This is a genomic window from Acinetobacter sp. YH12099, assembly GCF_013419195.1.
GTDB lineage: Bacteria > Pseudomonadota > Gammaproteobacteria > Pseudomonadales > Moraxellaceae > Acinetobacter > Acinetobacter towneri.
Genome location: NZ_VPAP01000015.1, coordinates 41,023 through 64,428, shown reverse-complemented (window position 1 = coordinate 64,428; position 23,406 = coordinate 41,023). Strand labels below are relative to the sequence as shown.

16 protein-coding genes and 2 pseudogenes are annotated in these 23,406 nt (G+C 38.0%); 2 read left to right on the top strand and 16 right to left on the bottom strand.

Annotation, left to right across the window (positions count from 1 at the left end; translation table 11 throughout):
* Positions 1–427: 427 nt before the first annotated feature.
* Positions 428–1,587, bottom strand: a protein-coding gene (locus FTU39_RS10055) for an IS3 family transposase (RefSeq protein WP_154320140.1) whose coding sequence is annotated in 2 segments (ribosomal slippage) — positions 428–1,353 and positions 1,353–1,587 — 1,161 coding nt in all. Because the reading frame shifts where the segments join, the coding sequence is not laid out codon by codon here.
* 23 nt (positions 1,588–1,610) lie between these two features.
* Entirely contained in the window at positions 1,611–2,039 is a 429-nt protein-coding gene (locus FTU39_RS10050) for a hypothetical protein (RefSeq protein ID WP_373682995.1), read from the bottom strand.
* 49 nt (positions 2,040–2,088) lie between these two features.
* Between FTU39_RS10050 and FTU39_RS10045 the strand changes: the two are divergent.
* Positions 2,089–2,397 (top strand): annotated as a pseudogene (locus tag FTU39_RS10045) (transposase); the annotation flags it as partial.
* A 49-nt stretch (positions 2,398–2,446) separates the two neighbouring features.
* On the opposite strand, the gene FTU39_RS10040 reads toward FTU39_RS10045, so the two are convergent.
* The 9 genes from FTU39_RS10040 to FTU39_RS10000 form a co-directional block, all read right to left on the bottom strand.
* Positions 2,447–2,971 (bottom strand): hypothetical protein, encoded by a 525-nt coding sequence (locus tag FTU39_RS10040; RefSeq protein ID WP_154320138.1) that lies wholly within the window; start codon positions 2,969–2,971, stop codon positions 2,447–2,449.
* Positions 2,972–3,465: 494 nt separating this feature from the next.
* Positions 3,466–6,705 (bottom strand): type I restriction endonuclease subunit R, encoded by a 3,240-nt coding sequence (locus FTU39_RS10035; protein WP_218944576.1) that lies wholly within the window; start codon positions 6,703–6,705, stop codon positions 3,466–3,468.
* A gap of 84 nt (positions 6,706–6,789) precedes the next feature.
* Positions 6,790–7,266 (bottom strand): hypothetical protein, encoded by a 477-nt coding sequence (locus FTU39_RS10030; RefSeq protein WP_180052103.1) that lies wholly within the window; start codon positions 7,264–7,266, stop codon positions 6,790–6,792.
* 28 nt (positions 7,267–7,294) lie between these two features.
* Positions 7,295–7,828 carry a DUF2939 domain-containing protein gene (locus FTU39_RS10025; protein ID WP_167846516.1) on the bottom strand — a complete coding sequence of 178 codons (534 nt, stop codon included), beginning with the start codon at positions 7,826–7,828 and terminating at the stop codon, positions 7,295–7,297.
* A gap of 55 nt (positions 7,829–7,883) precedes the next feature.
* Positions 7,884–8,999: a restriction endonuclease subunit S gene (locus FTU39_RS10020; RefSeq protein WP_104915058.1), complete on the bottom strand. Its 1,116-nt coding sequence runs from the start codon at positions 8,997–8,999 to the stop codon at positions 7,884–7,886.
* Entirely contained in the window at positions 8,996–10,543 is a 1,548-nt protein-coding gene (locus FTU39_RS10015) for a class I SAM-dependent DNA methyltransferase (protein ID WP_154320136.1), read from the bottom strand. Before FTU39_RS10015 ends, FTU39_RS10020 begins: the two co-directional genes overlap by 4 nt.
* A gap of 227 nt (positions 10,544–10,770) precedes the next feature.
* The gene (locus FTU39_RS10010; protein WP_070153138.1) at positions 10,771–11,049 is read right to left on the bottom strand and encodes a hypothetical protein; all 279 of its coding nucleotides are present in this window, start codon (positions 11,047–11,049) and stop codon (positions 10,771–10,773) included.
* A 105-nt stretch (positions 11,050–11,154) separates the two neighbouring features.
* Positions 11,155–12,066, bottom strand: a complete 912-nt coding sequence (locus FTU39_RS10005; RefSeq protein WP_070153141.1) for a ParB/RepB/Spo0J family partition protein — start codon at positions 12,064–12,066, stop codon at positions 11,155–11,157.
* Positions 12,067–12,079: 13 nt separating this feature from the next.
* Positions 12,080–12,853: a ParA family protein gene (locus FTU39_RS10000; protein ID WP_094069344.1), complete on the bottom strand. Its 774-nt coding sequence runs from the start codon at positions 12,851–12,853 to the stop codon at positions 12,080–12,082.
* Positions 12,854–13,709: 856 nt separating this feature from the next.
* Between FTU39_RS10000 and FTU39_RS09995 the strand changes: the two genes are divergently transcribed.
* Positions 13,710–14,882, top strand: a complete 1,173-nt coding sequence (locus tag FTU39_RS09995; protein ID WP_094069347.1) for a replication initiation protein — start codon at positions 13,710–13,712, stop codon at positions 14,880–14,882.
* 485 nt (positions 14,883–15,367) lie between these two features.
* On the opposite strand, the pseudogene FTU39_RS09990 reads toward FTU39_RS09995, so the two are convergent.
* From FTU39_RS09990 to FTU39_RS09970, 5 genes and pseudogenes are all read right to left on the bottom strand, one after another.
* Positions 15,368–16,479: pseudogene (locus tag FTU39_RS09990) on the bottom strand (IS66 family transposase); the annotation flags it as partial.
* Between the two features lie 61 nt (positions 16,480–16,540).
* Positions 16,541–16,858, bottom strand: coding sequence for an IS200/IS605 family transposase (gene tnpA / locus FTU39_RS09985; RefSeq protein ID WP_257229519.1), 318 nt, complete (start codon positions 16,856–16,858; stop codon positions 16,541–16,543).
* 329 nt (positions 16,859–17,187) lie between these two features.
* The gene (locus FTU39_RS09980; RefSeq protein ID WP_154320135.1) at positions 17,188–20,376 is read right to left on the bottom strand and encodes a tyrosine-type recombinase/integrase; all 3,189 of its coding nucleotides are present in this window, start codon (positions 20,374–20,376) and stop codon (positions 17,188–17,190) included.
* The gene (locus FTU39_RS09975; RefSeq protein WP_070153152.1) at positions 20,360–22,630 is read right to left on the bottom strand and encodes a hypothetical protein; all 2,271 of its coding nucleotides are present in this window, start codon (positions 22,628–22,630) and stop codon (positions 20,360–20,362) included. Before FTU39_RS09975 ends, FTU39_RS09980 begins: the two co-directional genes overlap by 17 nt.
* Entirely contained in the window at positions 22,617–23,321 is a 705-nt protein-coding gene (locus tag FTU39_RS09970; protein ID WP_094069346.1) for a hypothetical protein, read from the bottom strand. Before FTU39_RS09970 ends, FTU39_RS09975 begins: the two co-directional genes overlap by 14 nt.
* Between the last annotated feature and the right edge of the window lie 85 nt (positions 23,322–23,406).

Below are 23,406 nucleotides of genomic sequence, written 5' to 3'. Positions count from 1 at the left end.
GCCGAGTCGTAAAGCTCAGAAAGCTAGCAATGAACAAAGAAATTTAAATCCTGTTCTTGACTCTTGCAGTTAAAAACAGGACATTTTAAATGGTTTATCGCATAGACATTTTAATTGGTGAATAACACACAAAAATCAAAAATGGGAGCCTTAAGCTCGCATTTTTATTGTATTTTTTTGAAAATTTCGTATAACGCCCATTATGTTAAATAGAATAGAATTTGAACGATAAAAAATTAACAGTCATACATTATCATTAACAAATAATAGGGGACATTTTTTATGGGTGATAAATTGAAAGAAATACCAGCACTTACTGGGTGTTTTATTGCGGGTACTCTAGTGCGTGTACAGAGGGATCTAAATTTACCACGGAGAATTTGGAAAAAAATCGAAGATATACAGGTAGGTGATCTAGTTTTTGATCCTAGACAGTATCGTGGACAACAAATCCCTCTAAATTCTTGAAATATTTCTGTTCAAAGGCTTCTGGGCTTAAACAGCCGTTTGCAGAATGTCTTCTGATTCGATTGTAATAAATCTCAATATAGTCAAACAAGACAGCATTCGCTTCTTTTCGAGTGGCAAATACACTGCCATGGACCACATGAACTTTCAATGTATGAAAGAAGCTTTCGGTCACTGCATTATCCCAGCAGTTTCCCCTGCGTGACATACTTTGAACGCAGTTATTCGTCAATAATAGCGCCCTAAAATCACGACTACAGTACTGTGAGCCTTGGTCCGAATGTACCATGACACCCATTGGATACCCCTGACGAGCCATTGCATAATGAAACGCATCACATACCAATTGACGGTCTATTCGATAGCTGGTTTGCCAACCGACAATACGACGGCTGAATAGATCCAGCATCACACATAAATACAGCCAACCTTGCTTAGTACGGATATAGGTAATATCTGTTGTCCAGATCTTATTGGGTTCATTGACCGTAAATTGACGATCTAACAAGTTAGGTGCTGTAGGCAAACGATGGTTTGAATCAGTCGTATGCTTGTATTTACGTGCAATCCTGCTACGTAAACCAAGCTTTTTAAGCATTCTTCCAACGGTTCGTTCGCTCATGCTGTAACCTAAATCATGCATGTCATGTACCAATGAAGGTGCACCCAATCGTGCATGATGCTGCCAATATACGGCTTTTAAATCATTATATTTCTGCGCTAGATTGGTCTGGCGCTTTCGCCAGGCATAATAGCCTGAAGTGCTGACACCCAGGCATTTACAGACAGAAGATACAGTGACTTCATTCACATCCAGATCTTGAATTACCGTGTACTTTTCTTGGCATGATCTGTCAGAAAGTACACATGCGCTTTTTTTAAGATGTCATTGACTTCCCTAAGCTGTTTGACTTCTTTCTCTAATTCCAATATCCGCTGTTGTTCTGGTGAAAGTTGACGTTTGCTTGAACCCACTGGATTGGCTTCACGAATCCATTTGTCTAAAGTTGAATAACCCACACCTAATTTCTGGGCGATTGCAGCTGTAGGCTCGTGTGAGTTTGAAAGTGCATAATCAATTGCTTGCTGTTTAAATTTGGGATTAAAACGTTTGGCCATTTCTTGGATCTCCAAAGTTAACGTTACGTTATCTTTAGAGGGAAGTACTGTCCATTATTTTGGCTAGGATCAACATGATGAAATAGCTCTCTTAAAATCAAAGGTTCAGCTTGATCAAATGCAATATCCCTAGTCTGAACGATCTGCTTCAAGAATTTATTCACATTGTTGTCGATATGAGTGACTGTGATCTCCTGCCAGATACTAGGCACAATCAGGGCTAAAGGACGTATTTTATAAAAATGAGAGGCAATATTAATCCCATACGGATCAAGATCACCATAAAATGCCAACAAGCAGTTATCCGATACTTGTTCTAATAATTTAACTACTGTTTTAATGTTGGCCCCATGCCCACGATAGACAAACAGGCTCGACTGCCACTCAAGAGGCAACTGCATATACCAATCAAATACCCTATTCATCATGGCACCATTTTCAATAATAATGATGCGCTGTATCGATTGTATGTCATCCCTGGATGAATTTGGTCAAAAGTGAGACGATAAATATCCTCAAATCAGTAAATCATGGCTTGCCAACTGGTCGAATCTCAACACGTTCTTTGCCTATCCAATGGACATTCGCAAGGCGATTTATACCACCAATGCAATTGAATCCTTGAACAGTGTCATTCGCCATGCCACCAAGAAAAGAAAAATCTTCCCAACCGATGAATCTGTGAAAAAAGTGGTATATTTAGCGATTATGGCAGCAAGCAAAAAATGGACGATGCCCATTCAGAATTGGAAAGCTGCCATGAATCGTTTTAGTATCATGTTTGATGAACGTGTAACCAAGTATTTTTAAAACCACATTTACACAGAATTATTTACACCCTCATTAAATAGTGTAATTATCAGTAGATACCAAATTTACAATCTTCAATGGCTTGCATTTTTTTAGTAGTTGACTCAGCCAACGTTTTACGTTGCTCTTGAATTGCAGGGTCACGAGTAAAAATAGGTAGTTCTTTAACTTTAGTCCGATATTCTGTTTCAATTTCATGACACACTTTAATATTTTCTATTGTTTTATTGACAAAATTTTCATCTACTTTTTTGTACTGATTTTTAGAAATACGTAATGTTTGACCATCATCAGATAAATGTAAGGGCATAGCAGCTAAACCATTATTAACCGCTAAAGTATCATCTTTTTTTTCCAATACGAGAGAACTTCCCTCTTTACCATTCACCACATTACTACGAGCAACCACATTTTCTTTAAGAATATAACTATCTTTACCCTCTTTAAAAATTTGCATAATGCGCTTTCCTTGCACATTTTCTAATTGCCAGTAGCCAACCATTTTGTCATGTTTATTACCACAAGCTGATAAAAAAACCGTCGACATTGATAATAAGATTACTAACTTTTTCATAAGTAAACCTCTGAAAATAATAAAGATTCTTCTAAGCACAACTTTTTATAACTATCACTAGTCGTTTTTAGGTTAAACTGAAATATATCAAAAAATAAATAAAATACATACATTTATTTTTAATTGAATTATTTCAAGTGGAAACTACACCCCAAATTTGCTAAATAGGTTTTCCAGCGTTTCAGTTATACAATGTTTTATGAGATCTGGACTAAATTCAACAGCATCATGAAAAGTTAGAACAACAAAATATCCGAAACTATTCCCAAAAGATGTCAAACAGGAAGCCCATTTGAAACTTTACTTAATGGAAAACGAATTTGGGCTGATAAGAATTTAGCCCAAATTTAACCTGACAGGCACAATAAAAAACGGGGAACTGTCAGATCAGTTTTGAGCTAGTATAAGTGAAGGGTTGTCCTTGTTAGCAGCAGTGTAAAAATGCCCCCTTGGTTATGGTTAATATAGCGGTCTTTTTGAACACTATCTGTACCCTATTCTTTTGAACTGGAAAGCTCTTCAGCCAACTGCTCAGCCTGTTCCAATACAGTTTCTGTAGCCAATAAAGCCATATCAGGTGGATAGCCATACTTCTTCAGCAATCTCTTCACGATGACTCTTAACTTTGCTCTAGCAGCTTCCTTGATCGTCCAATCCAAAGTCACATTCTTACGAATAGAATCAGTGAGTACGACTGCAAGTTCTCTCAATATGTCTTTCTGCATCAATTCTCGAGCACTGTCATTGTCTGCTACTGCTGAGTAGAACGCATATTCGTATTCAGTCAGGTTGAGTTCTTCAGCCAGTTTGTCTGACTCCTGAATTGTCTTAGCTAACTTGATCAGTTCATCAATGACTTCTGCTGCAGTAAGTACCTTGTTCTGATAACCCTTAATTGCTGAACTCAACATATCCATGAGCTTCTTACCTTGGGTGACACTGCGTTGCTCTCGTACCTTAATCTCATCACCAAGTAACTTCTTAAGTGTTTCAAGCGCAATGTTCTTATGCTTATAGTCTTTCATCTCCTGCATAAACTCATCAGAGAGAATCGAGATATCTGGTTTCTGAATCCCTGCAGCATCGAAGATATCTACCACTTGCTCTGTGACTAGAGCTTGGTCAATGGTTTGCTTTACCTTGGCTTCAAGCTCAGCATTACTTAAGCCAGAAATCTTGCCTGTACCATCACTAAACTTAGCAAGACGTGCTTTGACTGCTTGGAAGAATGCCACCACTGGTGCAGCTTCCATAGCATGTGGATGAGGTACAGCTAATGCGAATGCCTGTGACATCGCTGTGACTGCTGTCAGGAAGCGAGTCTTCCCTTCTCCTTGATCTACACCAAGGATATGCTCTTCCGCTTCTAAAATGATGTTGAGCTTACGAGAAGTATCTGCAGTGAAGTACTCTTGGTAGTTGAAGCCATGCAAAATGCCATCAAGCACTTCTAGCTTTTCTTGCAGGATCGTTGCAGCTTCATCCTGCACCAATGCAGGATCACCTTTACCACCTGCTTCTGAGTAAAACGATAAGGCTTCTTTCAAGTCAGATGCGATACCAAGATAGTCCACAACCAAGCCACCAGCCTTGTCTTTGTAGACACGGTTGACTCGTGCAATCGCTTGCATGAGGTTGTGACCTTTCATTGGTTTGTCGATGTAAAGGGTGTGCATACTTGGGGCATCGAAACCAGTCAGCCACATATCACGAACAATAACGAGTTTGAGCTTATCATCATTGTCTTTCATACGATCTGCTAAGCGTTGGCGCTGTTGCTTGGTAGTGTGATGTTTAGCAATCACCTCACCATCTGAAGCTGAGGCAGTCATCACAACTTTGATTACACCATCATTCAGATCATCACTGTGCCACTCTGGTTTGATCTTTACAATCTCGTTGTAAAGGTCTACAGCGATCCTGCGAGACATGCTGACGATCATGCCTTTGCCTTGGTTTGCATTGGCTTTAAGACGCTGCTCAAAGTGTTCTACGATGTCCTTTGCAATGGCTTTGATACGTTCTTTACTGCCGATCAAACCTTCGACTCTTGCCCACTTCGCACGTTCTTTTTGAGTTTGGTTTAAGTCATCTTCAGTAAACTGGTCATCAAAGTCTTCAATCAGCTCTTTGCCTTCCTCACTGATGGCAATCTTAGCTAGGCGGCTTTCATAGAAGATACGAACAGTTGCACCATCCTCCACTGCTTGCGAGATGTCATAGATATCTACATAGTTCCCGAAGACTGCAGGTGTGTTTACATCCGTCTTCTCAATTGGTGTTCCTGTGAAACCAAGGTAAGTAGCATTAGGAAGTGCATCACGCATGTACTTGGCAAAACCATAGACAGTACGTTTACCGACAACCTTGCCATCTTCATCTTTGACATCGACTTCCTTGGCATTAAAGCCATACTGAGAACGATGTGCTTCATCTGCAATCACGACAATGTTGGTTCGGTCTGACAGTTGCTCGTAGACGCTAGTGCCATCATCCGGTTGGAACTTTTGGATGGTGGTGAAGATCACGCCACCTGAACCCACCTTGAGTAACTCTTTGAGTTCTTCTCGGCTGTCTGCTTGTCGTGGTGTTTGTCTAAGGAGTTGGCTTGATGCAGCGAATGTACCAAAGAGCTGATCATCTAGATCATTACGATCTGTGATCACAACGACTGTTGGATTATCCAAAGCCAAGACAATCTTGCCTGTGTAGAAAACCATAGACAAAGACTTACCTGAGCCTTGGGTATGCCATACCACACCGGCTTTCTTGTCACCGACTGCTTGTTGCTGTACCAATTCGAGCTTACTTCTACCTTGATGTTGCATGGCAACTTCTGCTGATTTCGAGTCCGAGTTCACTGCAGACGCACGAATAGTCGAGAGGACTGCTGCATTCACTGCATAGTACTGATGATATGCAGCCATCTTCTTGATGGTCTTAATGGTGATTAAGCCATTGGTATCCTCGTGCTTCGTTGATTCATAGACAATGAAGTGTCGAATCATGTCGAGTAGTGTGACTGGATTCAGTAAACCATGAATCAGGACTTCTAGCTGTGCTTGTGTCTTCTTGGCTTTGGTTTGACCATTGTTTGTCTTCCACGCCATGTAGCGACTGTAGTCTGCTGAGACAGTACCTGCTTTCGCCTCTAAACCATCAGAGATGACGTTGAAAGCATTGTAGGTAAACAAGCTAGGGATTTGGCTTTGATAGGTCTGTATTTGCTTGTATGCGCCTTCTACAGTGGCATTCTCGTCTGTTGCATTCTTGAGTTCAATGACCACCAAGGGTAAGCCATTCACATACAAGATAATGTCTGGTCGTCTTGTCCAGCGATCTTCTTTGATGGTTACTTGATTGACGACAAGGAATTCGTTATTGGTTGGATTCTCAAAGTCAATCAACCAAGCATACTCACCTTGAGTGTTACCCTCTTTGCTCACCTCAATGTTAATGCCCTCAGTGAGCAGTCGGTGGAATGCTTGGTTATTACTGAGTAGATCAGGGGATTGAATATTGGTGACTTGCTTTAGTGCTTCAGTACATTTGTCTTGGCTTAAATGAGGATTTAAGCGTTGTAATGCATCAAGCACTTTGTCTTCCAAGATGACCTGCTTATAGCTTCGTAGAGGGTTAGTGCCCTTCGATTCAATCTCAGGTCCATACACATAGGTATAGCCCAATCCCTCTAGTTGCTCTATCGCCATCAGCTCAATGTCTGATTCGGTCATCTTAGTCACTTGATTATTTCCCCCTAAACTTATCCATATAACCTGGACTCATTAATTTTTTATATGATGTAAAGCTAAGAAACCTTATTCATCGTCCTGCATGTTATAGCCATACTTCTGCACAGCATTCTCAATAGCGCCCTCAAACTTATGGCAAACATATAGATAGAGTTCAGCATCTACCATCAGTACTCCAGGAACACCTAAACCATCATTGAGTGGAATCAGAGTCTTTTGTGAACCAATCTGAACTGTTGGTCGTTGGTATGAGCAATTCACAGTGACTTTATGTGGCGATCTATTCCAGTCAATTTTCTTGGCTTCCCACTCACGACTACCGCCCAGCAAGGTGACTTGAATCTTGGATTCAGTCGCTGTCTTATTCAGTTGTTTGTAAGAGACAAACTTGGCGACTGAACAAGGAGAGTGATAACAGGTTTCTATGACTTTACCTTTTTGTATGCCGCTATGATTGAATTTAGCCGGTGCTGCTTGAACGGTTGCAGCAAAGCTAACTACAGCAATCAAGCCAAATCCCATTTGAATCATGCGCTTTATCATTCTGTTTTTCCTCTTTGTTCTCTTTTACTTAATCCATCGGCACAGCGATCTTATTCACTTTCCAACTCAAACCATCACGAACCATTTTGACAGTGACGGCTTTGGAATCATTTGGATGTTGGATCACAACCTCAAAGTCACTGAATGAGGTATAGCGAGTTTTGTACTCTGCTTGATCTTCTTCTTTGGTTTCTGTTGTTGATGCTCCCTGTGATGAATGTGCTGCATCTTTAAGGTCTTTGCCTTGCATCATCATGGTCATCCCTTCAGGTGTGACAAAACCATCAATCATCTTGTCTACCATGGTAGATGCAAGCATGGCACCTAGTGCTGCGAAACCATCATCTTTATGGGTTGCCATCTCTTTCATCATCATGGCATTCATTTGATCTTTGAAGCTCTGACGCACACTTGGATAGTCGATGTACTTGGACACCTTTTCGCTATCACCTACTTGTGCAGCATTCTTGATGTTATTGATGGCAATGTATGGCGAAGCATACAAGTAGCCACAGATCACTACGACTAAGGCAATGATTGCCCCTATAATTTTTTTATTCAATTCAGCCCCCTGAATGTAAAAAAGGTGAAGCCATCAAATGACTTCACCTCAAATGTTATGCAACTTCTTCTGTTTGGTATTGGACTCTGACTTCGCCGCTCATCAGCTTAGGAAGCAAGGTATCTCGTAGTTGTTCAAGTGTTTGGATTTGCTTCTTGTTAGATGAAACCTTTTGCATCGAAGGAGTAATCAACAGCGAATACTCTTCAAGGTAGTCTAAACTTGGAGTCTTAAAAGAGATATTTAACATATCTTCTGGCTTAACCCTTTGATGACTGCCACTGGTTCCCGAAGCACTCATTGCTAATTCATCAATAACATCTCTTGAATTGAATAAGCTATACAAGAACATTAAATGAGATCCTACTTTAGGCTTCAAATTCTGAAACTCTGTTGAACATACATAATTATCTTTGACATCAGTTAATAACCATATACGAGGCACTCTTGGATTCAGCTTTGAGACTAAAATTGAGTTCTCACATACTCTGTACTTATTACTCAGAATTTCCGCACCCAATTCAATAGTAGGCTTTTCTCCTGAATCAAAAGCAGGCAAACTAAAATGATAGTATGTCTTAAGAGGATCTTTTGATGGGTTCACATTGTCTTTGATATGAGTAGCTATATCACTTACTAGTAAATCATCCCAATCCTCTTTCGCTTCCTCAATAAACCATTGACGAAACAGTGTTTCAGCCATGGCTTCCAAAGTCTTGTTCTGACAGTGCAGTAAGTCGATCTTGTCATCTAATGATGAAAGGATTGAGGCTATGGCTTTTTGTTCAGGGAGAGACGGAAAGCATATCTCTTCTTGATGAACATCATTACGGTTAACTCCAGGCACCGCACTTTTGTCACTAAATTTTTCCCAATCCAATGTTTGCAAAAAGTAGTAGATGAACTTTTTGTCATTCCCCTTAAAGTCGTTTACATAAAGAGATGTGTTTAATGGCCAAAATGGTACATCACTGAAAAAAACTGAACCAATGGTTCCATATCGGCCCGTCACAACACCTGATTCATTTACTTTGGCTTCATTATGAAAATCAGCAAAACCTGAAGAAGCAATGATGGGAACACTACCAGAAACACGAGATTGCTTTGGTAAGTCATAACCACGTTTTAGGGTAAAGAAGCTATCTAATCGCCCAACCTGCCACTCACTCATACAACCACCTTTGCTAAGTTCTCAGCAATGGCTTGGTTTAGCTTGGCTTCCTCAGCAAGCTGTGCTTCAAACTCTGCCTTTAAGCTTGTAAAGCGTACCTTGAAGTCGAACTCATCTTCATCATCAGCTAAACCAACATAACGACCTGGCGTCAGTACATAATCAAGCTCAGCGACTTTCTCAAGTGGTACAGATGCACAGAAGCCTGCAACATCCTCATACTCACCACCCTTGTTACGCCAATTGTGGTAAGTGTCTGTGATGAGCTTAATATCTTCATCAGACAAGACTTTGGTTCTGCGGTTAATCAGATGACCTAGGTTACGAGCATCAATGAACAGAATCTCATTGCTACGATCTTGGTATTGGCTTGAGTTAACACGGTCACGACGCATAAACCATAAAGCAGCAGGAATCTGTGTGTTCAGGAACAGCTTGGCAGGTAGGTTCACAATACAGTCGATGACATTGGCTTCTGAAACCAAGGCTTTACGAATCTCACCTTCACCACTGGTCTTAGAGGTTAATGCACCTTTAGCAAGCACAACGCCTGCCTGACCTTTAGGACTCATGTGATACAAGAAGTGTTGCATCCATGCGAAGTTCGCATTGCCTGCAGGTGGTGTACCTAGAGACCAACGAGCATCACCCACTAACTGCTCACCGCTCCAATCAGAGACGTTGAATGGTGGATTAGCAATGATGTAATCCGCTTTCAGGTCTTTGTGTGCATCATTCAGGAATGAACCCTCAGAGTTCCATTTCACATGCTCTGAGTTAATGCCACGAATGGCTAAGTTCATCTTGGCCAAACGCCAAGTTGTCTGGTTACTTTCTTGACCATAGATGGAGATGTCGTCCACTAAACCCTGATGCGATTCTACGAATTTCTCAGACTGTACGAACATACCACCTGAACCACAGCAAGGATCGAATACACGTCCTTTGTATGGCTCTAGCATTTCAACCAATAAGCTCACGATGGATTTAGGCGTGTAGAACTGCCCACCTTGCTTACCTTCAGCTAAAGCGAACTCACCTAGGAAGTACTCGAATACGTGTCCTAAAACGTCGGCAGAGCGATCTTTTGCATCACCTAGGGCAATGTTACCAATGAGGTCTATCAGCTCACCTAGGCTCGTAGGATCGAGATTTTGACGTGCATAGACTTTAGGTAGTACACCTTTGAGCTGAGGGTTCTCATTCTCAATGGCTTCCATTGCATCGTCTACAATCTTACCAATGGTGACTTGCTTTGCTTGGTTTAACAGGTATGACCAACGTGCGATCTCAGGAACGAAGAAGACGTTGTATGCAGTGTATTCATCACGATCTTCAGGATCAGCTCCTGCAAACTCTCCCTCACCTTCAACCAATAGGTTGTAGTGAGCTTCAAATGAGTCAGAGATGTACTTGAGGAAGATCAAACCAAGGACTACATGCTTGTACTCAGCAGCATCAATGTTCTTACGAAGTTTGTCTGCAGCTTTCCAAAGAATGACCTCAATGGGTTCTTGTTTGGTTTGCTTTGGAGTACGTGCCATGGAATTGTCCTGCAATGAATAGGTTATCTAGTTTTAGTTAAACCAATAGTACCCAATAATACGCTCGTGTGTAAGTATTGATACGTCATTTCTTGTCGTACAATTTAAGTATTAAAAAAGTGTAGCAAGTTGCTACACTTTTCAGACTAATCACAAACCCCACTTTAGCGATCGTTAAAGTGGGGGTATTTTCTAAACTTCTATCGCTTATTCATAGTGATTTATTTTTAAGCGTATTGATGGCTAAAAAATACAATAAAAATTAACTTCGATAAGTGCAAGGCGATTTTCTTCAAGTTTTGTGCTGTAACTGACAGTAAACATTGCTGCGTTACTTGCATAACAGAGACCCTGTAATTATTTTGCAACGGCAAAATTCGTTCAACAGTCTCCTTATCGGGACAATATAGATGCGCGACACGTTCATGAATGATATTGAGATCAATCGCTTTGTCTATTTTACGTATAAGATAATTTTTAGGAATAAACTCTTCTAGCGTAACCATATCAATTTCAGTTTGGGTGGTATAATTTTTCGCATGTGATAATTATAAAAAATTCTCACGTAAGTGTGAGAGTTTTATGAGCAAACTGAAAAGTGTAGCAAGTTGCTACACTTTTTCACTTTTCTGAATAAGCTGTTTTAAAAAATCTTCTAGTTGTAAAAGACTAGCTTCATCAATTTCTGAAATTTTAAGAGAGATATTGAGCTGTTTTTGATTCAGTTTGATATTTCCAGCAACCTTACCATCATATTCGATTTTTCTTACCACTGATGTCGTGGTTACTTTTTCTGGATCTTGACTCAATAGTTTTTCAGCATAAGAAGTAACTTTGCTTTGCTCCAGTTTTTTTTCTTTTAATTTCTCCCAAGCACCGAGTAAAGCTGTTTCCGCCTCCGAAAGTTGCTCTATATGATCCGATAAAAATTTCTTGAACGCTGTTGCAGCAGTACGACCGACTAGACCTGGCTCCAAATCCAGGTCATTCAACATTGCTTTAGGCAGCTTTTCATACGATAGATATTTGTACATATCTTCGCGATTTAAACCCAATGAATTAGCTAAACGTTGCTTGTTCTTCTTCAACTTTTCATCAAGTGAGTTCAAACCAATAAAAATTTCATAATCTGTCAGATCTTGACGCTTTAAATTTTCAGCTAGGGTTAACAAAGATGCTTCTTCATCATTAGCATCAATGATAATGGCTTCAATCACCGACTTGCCGAGTAATTGATGCGCCCGTAAGCGTCGCTCGCCTGCAATCAGTTCATATTTCAGATTATCAAGTTTACGCACTGTAATGGGCTGCAAAAGGCCGATTTCATTAATAGAATCCGCCAGTTCTTTTAATTGAGAATCTTCAAATACTTTACGCGGTTGGTTGGGACTGCGACTGATATCCTCAATAGGAACATTACGTCTAAATTCTTTTAGCTCTTTAATATTGTCTTTCTGTGCTTGCTGATGTTTTTCTGTATTTTGTTTCAATTTTTGAGCTAAAAGCTCTTTAGTGCTTGCCATAATACTCTCAGGTTTAAACTTTCGCTACAATTTCATAAGCAAGGCTTTCAAAAGCCTTACGTACTTTTGAATTTTTTTCTACTTTCAAAAGTGGCTGTTGCAGAATTGCTGCTTGATTAACTTTAGTACTTTGAGGAATGGTAGTTTGTAAAATTTTTCCAACCTGTTTTAAAGCTTCATCCCGAATCAATTTACAAACATTCTGACGTTCATCATGTTTAATCAGTAAAGCGCCTAAAAGCTCTAAATCTGGATTAATACGTTTTATCTTTTCAAGATGGTTTAAAAGATCTGTTACCCCATACAGTCCATATTGTGATCCAGATTCGATAGGGATAATGACATGTGTTGATGATGCTAAGGCATTACTGGTTAATAGTTTAAGACTAGGTGGGCAATCAATTAATATGAAGTCGTAAAGATCTTTTAACAGTTCTAGCTTGATGCTTAATTCTTCTGAAGGACGAGGAGCTTCTTCTTTAAGCTGGTCTTCAGTTTTTCCTAAATTTAATGAGCCATAAATTAATGATACTTTTTCAAAGTTTGTTTCTTCTTGTAATGCATCAGCTAATAATGAAATATCACCAACGAGTAATTCTGCTGAAGTAACAACAATTTCGCTTGGATGTTGGATCCCAATGTGTAAACTTGCGTTTGCTTGAGGATCTAAATCAATGACTAAAACTTTATTGCCAAGATTTGCAAGTTCAGAGGCTAGATGTACAACGGTCGTTGTTTTGCCACATCCACCTTTGTGGTTAGCAACCGTAATAATTTTTGCAGACATACGTGTCAGATGCTTCCGTATTTGAATGTTTAACAATATAAATAACTTTCACTCATCATACTATAGTTTTTAAATTTATAAATCTTATTTATTTAGGTGTAAAACAACTTAAAAAACTAATTTTTAAATAAGCTAGCTTAATTAATAATTAGTATAATTATTTATTTAGCTAATTAATAATTAAGACTGTTTTTTTGCTATATAAAACAAATGCTTATAAGTTTAAAAGTGGAGGGCTTGTCACCGTAAAGTGGAAGGTTTGTCACTCAAAGGTGGAAGGTCTGTCACTCAAAGGTGGAAGGTCTGTCACTCAAAGGTGGGAGGTCTGTCACCGTAAAGTGGAAAGTTTGTCACAAGAGTGGAAGGTTTGTCACTACTATTTTTAAAAAGGTTATATTTTTTAAAAAACTCTTGCAAAAATAAATACTTAATTTGTTGATAAAGTTGGCTAAACAATCTTTAAGGGTGGAAGGTTTGTCACTATGTGTTAGCACCCTGTGGATAAATTTTTTTTATTGGATATTTCCTGATGATTATCTATTCATTTATACCTTTCAAATCTAATGAAAGGTGGAAGCCTTGTCACATCTAGGTTTCTATCTGACATAGCATACCTAAATTTGGAAGAAATAAGTGAAAATGGGTATTTTGAACTGTTAGTTTAGAGCTAAAGGTGGAAGGTCTGTCACTATATGGTGGAAATAATATATTTCATTCCACTTTAAGGACAATAAATCGTCAAAAATGCATATTTCTGATGACAAGCCTTCCACTCTTAGATTCTTGTGGTGAAAGTCTTGAAAGTTTTTCCACTTTTGTATATAAAAATAGAATTAAATATATAAATATCACGGTTATGACAGAATCAGAATCATTGCAAGAAGAATTGAATCATATTCCTTACTGTATAGGCAATATTCGTCATAATGGCGTTGTTAGCACTAGTAACCGCTTAATTCGCCCAATTGAGTTATCAGCCAATGAATATAAGGCGCTCCTATATGCAATGGCTGTTGCAAATTATAGTGAGAAAAATAGGGTAAATGGTGAAATCACAGAACAAACCTATATTTATCTGTATAAGGATGATTTGGCAGATTTACTAGGATTGAATAAACGCAATTCGATTAATGTTGCAATAGACCGGATTTATAAAGAACTTTCATCTAGGGTGGCTCATTTTATTATTGAGGAACCTACTGATGATGGTAAGAGAAAGACTAAAAAAGTACATTCTGTCGTTCCTATTATCCGTGAGTTAAGATGGGAAGATGATTCTAAAAATGCCATTCAGATTCGTTTTACCAGTGAGGTGTTACCGTATTTCACGCAGTTGGCTGGGGGGAATTTCACCACCTATCAATTGAAACATCTGTTTGCCTTGGATTCTGTTGCTAGTATGAGTCTTTATACGTATTTCATTAAAAATGAATTCAAGTACGCAAGCCAAAAGAGTTATGAAGTCCCAATGCTTTTAGAAAACTTGAAAGCTCTGATTGATATTAATGAAACTAAATATGATCGCTGGGTAGATTTTAGACGCTATGTATTAGATAAAATAGTTGCAGAAATTAACGAAAATACAGATCTACAACTAGAGTATGAAACCATAAAAAAAGGGCGCCCAATTGTGGGGGTGAATTTTAAACTGCATCAGCGTATTACTGATAAAACACTAAATGAAACTGCTGTAATTGAAAAAATTTATCTTGATGTTCCATTTGAAGAGAATGCATTAGTAAAAGAATTGGGGGCAAAATTCGATACGAATGTACGTTCCTGGTACATTTTTAATAATGATGAAAAGTATTCGCAGTTCAAGAAGTGGTTTAAAAAAATTGGTTGTCTCACTGACTCTCAAGCAAATATTGTTATTAATGACACTTTATTCCAAATGGATTTTGCTGAAGTTGGTATGAGCTTGAATGACTTTAAACGTAATATGAAGCATAAACTAAAAAATAATCCGGAATTTGTACAAAGTATTCGTGATAGGCTGAATGATATTTTTGGTAAAGAGCTTGTCTAAGGAAAAGTGTAGCAACTTGCTACACATTTTTTAATGTATCACTGAAGAATTCAAGTACTAAGAAAATTGGATACAAAATATCTGTGTGTATAGCTGAATGAAAAATAGTTAAAAGAATAGATATTATTTTTAGATTTTACACTTTTGTTGTTCCTCATATATTTTTGCAGAAAAAAGTTTTTCAGTGCTCAAAAAATGGTGTGGTTAAGATAGGGAGATCAACCAAGTTTTAAGTATATAGAGTAATTTAGATAAAAAATTACTAAATATTTTTATAGCCTTTGTATAAAGCAGCGGATCATGAAAACTATTAAAATAGCCTAAGCTTATTAGCTTTGTTGTAAAAATTTACTCTGAGATGCTTCTTAAGCTAGATATTTGATGCTGTTGCGTCTAGCCACAAATGATAAGCTAAAGACCGTTTTAGCTAAAGATGATGACGATCAACTTGGCGATACCATTGATTTGTAAGTGTCCTCTAAACTCTATGCCAATCTTTTAATTTGGATCACTTTGTATGTCGGCAACTTTTGCAGTACACCATTTAAATAGGCATACAGATCTAGACCATTCAACTTTGCTGACTGGATCAATGTCATGATGTTAGCAACTCGCTGACCACTGCGCAGTGATCCAACATACAACCAGTTCTTACGACTTAAAGCCCAAGGGTGCATTTGGTTCTCCACCAAATCATTGTAAATAGATAGATTACCATCATCTGAATAGCGGCTTAAGGCTTGCCAGCGCTTTAGAGTGTAATTGATTGCCTTAGCGGTGGTAGAGCTTGATGGCACCATCAGATGATGTTGGTTGAGCAATTCATATAGTTGTTGCATCACTGGTTGACTATGCCGTTGCCGGTATTCGCAGCGTTGTTGCGCTGTACCGTCGGTCTTGTGCCTTAACTCTGCTTCTATCGCATACAATTTCTGAATCAGCACCAGTGCCTGTTCAGCAATCTGACTTTTCCCAGTGATATGCAGTTCATGGAATTTACGACATGCATGTGCCATGCAACCTACTTCAATGATCTGACCTGATTTGAAATGTGCTTTATAACCACTGTAATCATCACAGACCAGATGTCCCTGCCAGCCATTCAGGAATTCTTCTGCATGCAGACCTGAACGGTTTCTTGAAAGTCATAGATCACCCCCTTGCTGCAGCACCACCTGTTTTAAGGCATTGACCAGAGGTTCAAGTGTCTACACCACAGCGACCAATCCAATCTGACAGGGTGGATCTAGATAGATCTACACCTGCGCGCAGAAAGATCTGTCGCTGACGATACAGCGGTAAGTGATCAGCATATTTGGATACCAGCACATGGCTAAGTAACTCAAGTGTCGCAATACATTTATCGATCACATAGGCAGGCATCGTTTGCTGAGTCAGGGTGTCACATTGATCACAAACCCATTTACCACGCACATGCTGTTCTTTATAGAACTGCGCTGGTCTGAAATTCAATTTTTCACTGATATTCGCCGATACGACGCAGTGTGCACCCACAGATGTATTGCGTTGATGCAGATTCATGCTCAATACGTACGGTTGCTAAATGATCTGGGAGTAGTCGACGTTTATGTTTATTTATCCAATGAGCCGTAAAACACCCTCATTTATGGAGGTGATATAAGGCTCGATTTTTAATTCTAATGAGGTGATTGTTGTTGCTCGATGTATTGTTTAATAATTTCTAATGGCGCACCACCGCAACTTGAAGCAAAGTAACTTGGCGACCATAAAGAATCACCCCAAAGTTTGTTTTTAATTTCAGGAAAGTCTTTTCTAAGGTGGCGACTAGATAGACCTTTTAAGCTATTCACTAAATTTGAAATAGCAACTTTTGGTGGGTAATTAATTAATAAATGAACATGATCATCCTCCCCATTAAATTCAATCAATACAGCATCAAAATCCAAAGCCCGATATTGGCAATAGTCACCAACATAATATACATTAAATTGTATAAATTGCTGTGTATATAAGTACAATGAAATAAACAACTTACGTTTTCAAATATTTTTTATTGGAATTAATTTTTATTAAGATCGTTTAATTGTGGTCACATAAGTTTTTAAAAATTTACCAAATTATCACCAACATAATTTTGTGATGATTAATTAGGTAAACCGAATGGTAAAAAATCAGGTTGATGGAATTATATATGGCCAGCCTAGGATTTTATCAGCATTAATTAACTGTATAACCCCCAAAAAAAATTAAAACAGACACTCACCATTAAAACTTAGGTGTAGCACGAGAGTTAAGCAGTATCCGTTACGATGATTTATTGAAGTCATTTTATTTCTAACTGCAATTGAGCAGGCCTACCAATGCAAGCCAGATGTAAACAAAATTTAAAAGCCGGTAGTGCTTTGCCTTGTTTTAAGGAATATAGCTGTAAGCGTGCATTATTTTCTTTTGTTGTTGGGTAACCTTCTAGTTTCTGATTTGCCTTGGCAAGTTTGAGTAGATTCGGCGTAATTTCTTTGTTTAAAAAATTAACCATATCTATTCCAAGTAAATGCCACATGTTGGCAGGAAACAGATCTTTGGCCGCATAGTAGAATTTTTCCAGATTCTGAATATTTTTCCGCGTTGAATGTAAACCTGTATGTGAAGCAGTTACGTGATTAATAAAGAATTCTAAGACATACCTAATATTTTCAGGTGACTTTTGATAGCAGGCTTGTAGATAGTTAAAAAAATGTGTGACCAATAAAAGGTCCTCATTAGTATCAATCATTGACGGTTTGATGTATTGCAGTTCGGTTATATGAAAAAGTCTTGGATTGTTTTTTCTAGATTTAAGTTGTTTGAGTTGGATTGCATTGTCATACCAATACTTGATGAGCTCATGAGATAGGCAAAGTTCTTGTGCTACGCGCTCCGTATCATATTTGTATAACTCTAATAAGCAGAGTGCCTTATAAAATAGATCAAGATCGATTTTAGATTCTGGAGTCGCGACAAAATAGTCAAAAATACAATGTTCTTGCGTTTGATTTACCTCTAATTCTGCATGTAGTGTGTGAGCATTGCTCGCTATCCATTTTTCTTGATTGTTTAGAAGGAGTTTACAGAGCGTTGTAGCATGCATTTCAAAATTGAATTCAGACTGATCATTGAGCGATTTTAGAAAATGTAACTCTTGTGTTGAATTGCTTATCCCCAGCATTTTCTTAACCAAACCATTGCTTAGTAATGGGCGATATTTGGAAAATTGATAACCTGCAATAAAGTAAGCTACATGAATATAACTTTTAAAGGTCTCGATGGGTTCGAGATGCCCCAAAAGATGTGCGATGATAATCCAATGATTTTGATCAATTGAATTACGTAATAACTCAGCCCTGAGCTGATTATATTCAACTTCCGTATAGTCTGTGAGGCTATCAGACAAAAAATGATAATCACATTTAAAAATTAATGCTAAATGATTTGCTGCAGAATGTCTAAATGAATGAAATGTATAGTGATGTTGCTTGAATAACTGATCCATAAAATTTTTAAAGGGTGCAGTCAGCATGTGCTGGCTGAGTTTCTTATTCTCATTGAACTGACTGAATAAATAATCATTCGGTTTTTTTGTTAACCGCTGTTTGACAACATATTGATGAAATTGTTGATACTCAGATGCTTTGAGTAAGCAATACACGGGCACGCTACGTTGCGCGCTGTCAGTCTTTAATCTGTGTTCATTGCCTATTTTTTCTGACCCATATGGCTTGACCAATAATGATATTCTGTTTAATCCTTCAGTATCTTTGATACGTAAACCAATCATTTCATTAATTCGCATCCCAGTTCTGTAAGCAAGCGTATAAATAAGACTAAGATTTTCATAGTCATGTTGAGAGATGATATTTTGTAGATGTGCTTGTTGAAGTTTTTTGATTAACAGTTGAAATGTGACTGGGCTGATAATACGTGTGCGTGGTCTGGTTTGTTGATCCAGCGTCTCTAAAGTGAATGCTGGGGCATCGAATAGTTGTTCTTGAAATTGATGAAAACGTTTGAGTGTTTTTACAATTTGAGCAGCCGATTTTTTAACAGTATCTTCGAGCAGACTTTCAGCAATACAGTTATTTTGATAAATCTGTGCATATATTTTTTGCAGGCGTGTTTCTTCATCGTCCTCAGAAAATTGATATTGTAAAGAATAGATTAGCCAAGGCTCACCAATTCGAGTGTAGTATGTGTAAATTGAGCTTTTGGCTAACTGGCTATTGTTGGAAATGATTTTAGCAAAAATTGTAGCGCAAAAATCAAATCTCTGAGCTAGCAGATCTATATCTTCTTGAGGTGGTTTAAAGAGACTAATTAACCACAGGGTGATTCGTTTACTGTATTCATTAAAGAGTTTTGCATTCTCCATACAATAATCGATCATGAGTTGATAGATTGGGGCATCTGTTTGGCGAAGACGAATAATTTTTAATAAGTCTTTATGAATTTTTAGTACATCTTTTAGTGCATCTTGCTCATGATGCAAATAAACAGTTTGTGGAGGTAAATTCTTAGACTGATGAATGACTTCAGTAGTGAGCTCATGCTTATATTTAAATTTTGGTTGCACAAAACGCTCAAACTCTTGTTCGGGTAAACCACAACTGAGTAAATTCCCGATGAGGCATTCAGAGAGCGCCGGATCTATATCTACGTTGGGAAGCTGTAACCAGTTGTAGCGAGCATGCTGAAGTAAATGCGATAAGCTATTTTTTTTAAACTTTTTCTTTATTTTTCGAAAGATATACTCAAGATAGCCCTCTACGGGAAGATGAACATGTCGAATATCTCTCAGATTAAAATGTATTAGCCACAGACGTGTGACGGGGTCTGGAATAAAATTTCTAGATTTTCGAACAGTATATTCATCAATAAAAATATCGCCATAATGATTAGAATGGGATTCTAAAAAAAGAATATTAAGGTCTTTATAATGGCGTACTTTTACTGGATTTCTGAGGTGTTCAAGCAAGGCATTAAGTTCAGCTTTTTCATTTAAGCCACCAAATAGAATGGCAGACAATATAATATTGCCCACGATTTCCTCATTTGAGAATGAGTCACAGCTTTCAGCCAATTCCCAATAATTATAAAGCTGTTGTACGAGGTCATTTATTTCATGACCATCGGCATTCCAGCTCATGGTCACGATAGGCTTATCTCTTTTAATATCTAAAACAGCATGAGGCAGCTCTAAATCCAAGCGATGCTGAGCATTTAACTCTTTGATGTAATCTTCAAAAAAATCATATGCAAACTTGATCCACTTTTTACTCGTAGAGTTTTTCTTGATGTGGCTATAAACCTCGCCGTAATCACCTAGCAAATGTGGATTCTGATCAAACTGCTGTTCTGAAAAATATTTGCGGAGTGAAGCATGAACTTCATTTTGAATTTTTTGTTCATTTAATTGTCGAGTAAGTTCTCGTTTCTTTTCGGCAAACAGTTGATCTGCTTTTTTAAGCGATGAGGACATTTAAATTCACTCCAATAATTTCAAAATATTCCTGCATTTCATTTAAATGTGTTGCGAGCGCGCGATATTGGTTCAGAGACAAACTAGAAAATGGATGTGCGGCTTCCTGTTGGAAGGCTTCATGTCCAAAAAGTGCAAGTATTAAAGGCTCGGGGATTTGTTTGTTGGTGAGAAAGGCACGTGTTGTATGGCGGTGCCAGTTGGGATGTGCTAACCCAACTTCAGGATGAAAGTCACGCACATTGGAAGGTGTAAGCGGAGTGAGTGTGCCATTTTGTAAAAGATTTAACAGAGGCTGTTCATTATTAAATATGGCATCAATTTGGGCTGAGATTTCGCGGTTAATCGCCATGTAATGTTGTTGGATATGTTCGAGGAAACGAAGATATTTCTTTAATTCACCGATGAGAAATGCACAAAGTGGAATCAAGCGTCCAAAGCCACGTCTACCACCGACCTCTTTGTCAGACAGCATAATTGTCTGTTGCTGAAAACTTATATTATTCAAAAAACCTGGAAAGTCCCGAACAGGTCGTGCAGCGGTAAACAAAAGTAGGATATGCCACATCCAAATGCTATAAGCATTAAAACTTTCTACCCAGTCGTTATCTGAAGTCGTATAAATTTTGGTGTAAAGATAGAAAAGGATGTCCTTTATGACATTTTTACTTGGTGCTTTTTGGCTACCAAAGCAGATGGACTGATCACTATAGACAATATCACCGTAGTCATTTTCAGCGAGCTGTGTACATAGTTCAGATAAAACTTTGACATAATTTTTTTGTAATTTATTTACATTGTAATGGCAGTAAGAGCTTGAAGAAGAGTGACTTGCATCTACACCAGTGATGATGTCAGCAAGTTGCCTATTGCCTGTTTTTTGCAAAATAACATGATGCAGTAATGAGCTAGTTTTTGATAAGTTCAGCTGAGGAATTTTGACTTCATCTTTTATTATTCTAATTTTTTTCTTTAGCTCATCTTCAGTGATGATTGGTTCTGCTTTGATACGATCAATAAAGTGATTTGGGATAGGGATATCTAAATGAACGGTGTTATTGATCAGTGACTCCGGATATTCAAACGTTGCATCTTCAAAAATGCTGAATTTGGTTGAGAGATAGTATTGGTCACTTTGCAATTTAATGACTTGGCGATGATTTAATCTTTTTACACGCCTTTTTTGAAAATTTAACCAGTCTTTAAAGCCAACGCCTGTGATTAAGCAAAGTAATACAACGAGCACGCTTTTATCATTATGTTTTTTATCATCATGATACAGGTATGTAATTAGGTCAGAAATAGTATAAACACTTGGGAGTAAACAACTTGCAGTGAGCAAATGATCTTGTCGTTGCATATGTTTTGGAATTAACGAAAGTGCCATACGTTGGGCATTTTTAGAATGTCTGGCAAGTGGTGTAATCTGATCTGCTTGAACAATAACAGAGGGGTCTTCTTGCTCGTCAAGGGCTTGCTCATTAGCTAAACCTCTATTACTTTTTTTAGTCTCAATGATTTCGTTAATAGTTCCATCGGTATCCCATGTACGATATTGCAGTTTACTATCTACACTTGATTTGGCAATTTTTGGACGGCTTTTTAGTACATAATTGAATGCAATACGTAATTCATCACAGAAATTTTTCTGAAAATCATTTAGTTCTTGATCTGCTTCAGGTTGAAGAGCAGACTCTACAAATTGCTCTAATGATAGAAATAAAGCAGGGAATTTAAGAGTTAAGAATGCTTGATAATCTAATGCGTGAGCATCTTTTTTTTTTGCAAAAAAAGACTTGTTTGCAACGCGGAAACGCTGAAATAAGCGCTTAATCGTATTGAGATGCTCTGTATGTTGTTTTTCAAATAAATCTGGTTTGATCTGCGGCAATGCTAATAAATATAGTGCTGCTTTAAGGACGAGCACATTCCAGGTGAGTAGTTCCGTGTGCGCATGATAAATGCTGGCAATACTGTTGATGTAATACGTGATTGGGGAATCACCAATTTTAGATTTTCTAGACGCTTGGAGAGTAGCGGGAATGCGAGGTGGTGAACTTGTAGAAATATCAGATTCAATCTCACTGAGAACAAGCCCCTTAAGATAATCTGAGCAGTCATGGTAAACCAATAGATCTGCGATAAAGTTAATATGTGCATGAAGACACAAATCCTCTGCATTAAAAAGCTTTTTTAATAAGTCTGATAATAAAATTTTGGGTTGAGGAAGGGGCTTAGTTTCACTTTCGTGCATATGAACAATTCCAAAAATCTGTTGGATTTGGTGAAAAATCATTTTGATTTAAATAATGATCGACGACTTTTGATTGCTTGCTGACTTCGTCAAGTAGATGCTGGCGACGTGCATGGATTTTTCTGTTTCTATTGTGGAGTTGTGTATGGCTAAAATTGAGTAACTTACCAAGCCCCTCAAGACTGAGCGTTTTATGTGCTTTGAATGAATGTAAGCGATTAAAGTCGAGTAAAACTTCAGTCGAAATATATCGGTTGATCGCTTGCTGAAGATGCTGCGGATTTAAATTGTGTATATCAAAAGTATTTGCTTGCAAAAAACTTAAGAATTCAAAGCTTGCATAGTGTTTGAGTTGTTGTTGTAAGTTGGCATCAGGTGGGAACGTATATACATGTAATTCCTGAGGTGAAGGCGGAAGCTTCATGTGATGCAGGTACAAATCAAAATTATCAGCGATCCAGAAATTGGATATTCCTGCTATAGACCAAACATTGAGTTTGTTTGATGCTAAACGAAAATGAGAAGTTAATCGTAGAGCTCGAAAGGCCATGTGATAGCAGTGATGAATGCCAGCAAAATCTGGATGAGTGTTTAATGCGAGTTTAGAAAGATCTCGCTTGAAGATAATTTTGGGGTTATCAAAATTAAATGAACATTCAGAAGTTACTTGTTTACGCGTTCCACGGCACATATTTAGATTATTAAAATATAACTATGATACATTTCTACTATTTAACTGTTTACTTTTCAAGTAATCTAACGGTATTTATTGTGTA

Coding starts and splice junctions, on each gene's coding strand:
- FTU39_RS10005 (WP_070153141.1), bottom strand. CDS start 12,066: ATGGCAAGCACTAAAGAGCTTTTAGCTCAAAAATTGAAACAAAATACA.
- FTU39_RS10020 (WP_104915058.1), bottom strand. CDS start 8,999: ATGAGTGAGTGGCAGGTTGGGCGATTAGATAGCTTCTTTACCCTAAAA.
- FTU39_RS10035 (WP_218944576.1), bottom strand. CDS start 6,705: ATGACCGAATCAGACATTGAGCTGATGGCGATAGAGCAACTAGAGGGA.
- FTU39_RS10030 (WP_180052103.1), bottom strand. CDS start 7,266: ATGATAAAGCGCATGATTCAAATGGGATTTGGCTTGATTGCTGTAGTT.
- FTU39_RS10010 (WP_070153138.1), bottom strand. CDS start 11,049: ATGGTTACGCTAGAAGAGTTTATTCCTAAAAATTATCTTATACGTAAA.
- FTU39_RS09975 (WP_070153152.1), bottom strand. CDS start 22,630: ATGCACGAAAGTGAAACTAAGCCCCTTCCTCAACCCAAAATTTTATTA.
- FTU39_RS09970 (WP_094069346.1), bottom strand. CDS start 23,321: ATGTGCCGTGGAACGCGTAAACAAGTAACTTCTGAATGTTCATTTAAT.
- FTU39_RS09980 (WP_154320135.1), bottom strand. CDS start 20,376: ATGTCCTCATCGCTTAAAAAAGCAGATCAACTGTTTGCCGAAAAGAAA.
- FTU39_RS10000 (WP_094069344.1), bottom strand. CDS start 12,853: ATGTCTGCAAAAATTATTACGGTTGCTAACCACAAAGGTGGATGTGGC.
- FTU39_RS09995 (WP_094069347.1), top strand. CDS start 13,710: ATGACAGAATCAGAATCATTGCAAGAAGAATTGAATCATATTCCTTAC.
- FTU39_RS10015 (WP_154320136.1), bottom strand. CDS start 10,543: ATGGCACGTACTCCAAAGCAAACCAAACAAGAACCCATTGAGGTCATT.
- FTU39_RS10040 (WP_154320138.1), bottom strand. CDS start 2,971: ATGAAAAAGTTAGTAATCTTATTATCAATGTCGACGGTTTTTTTATCA.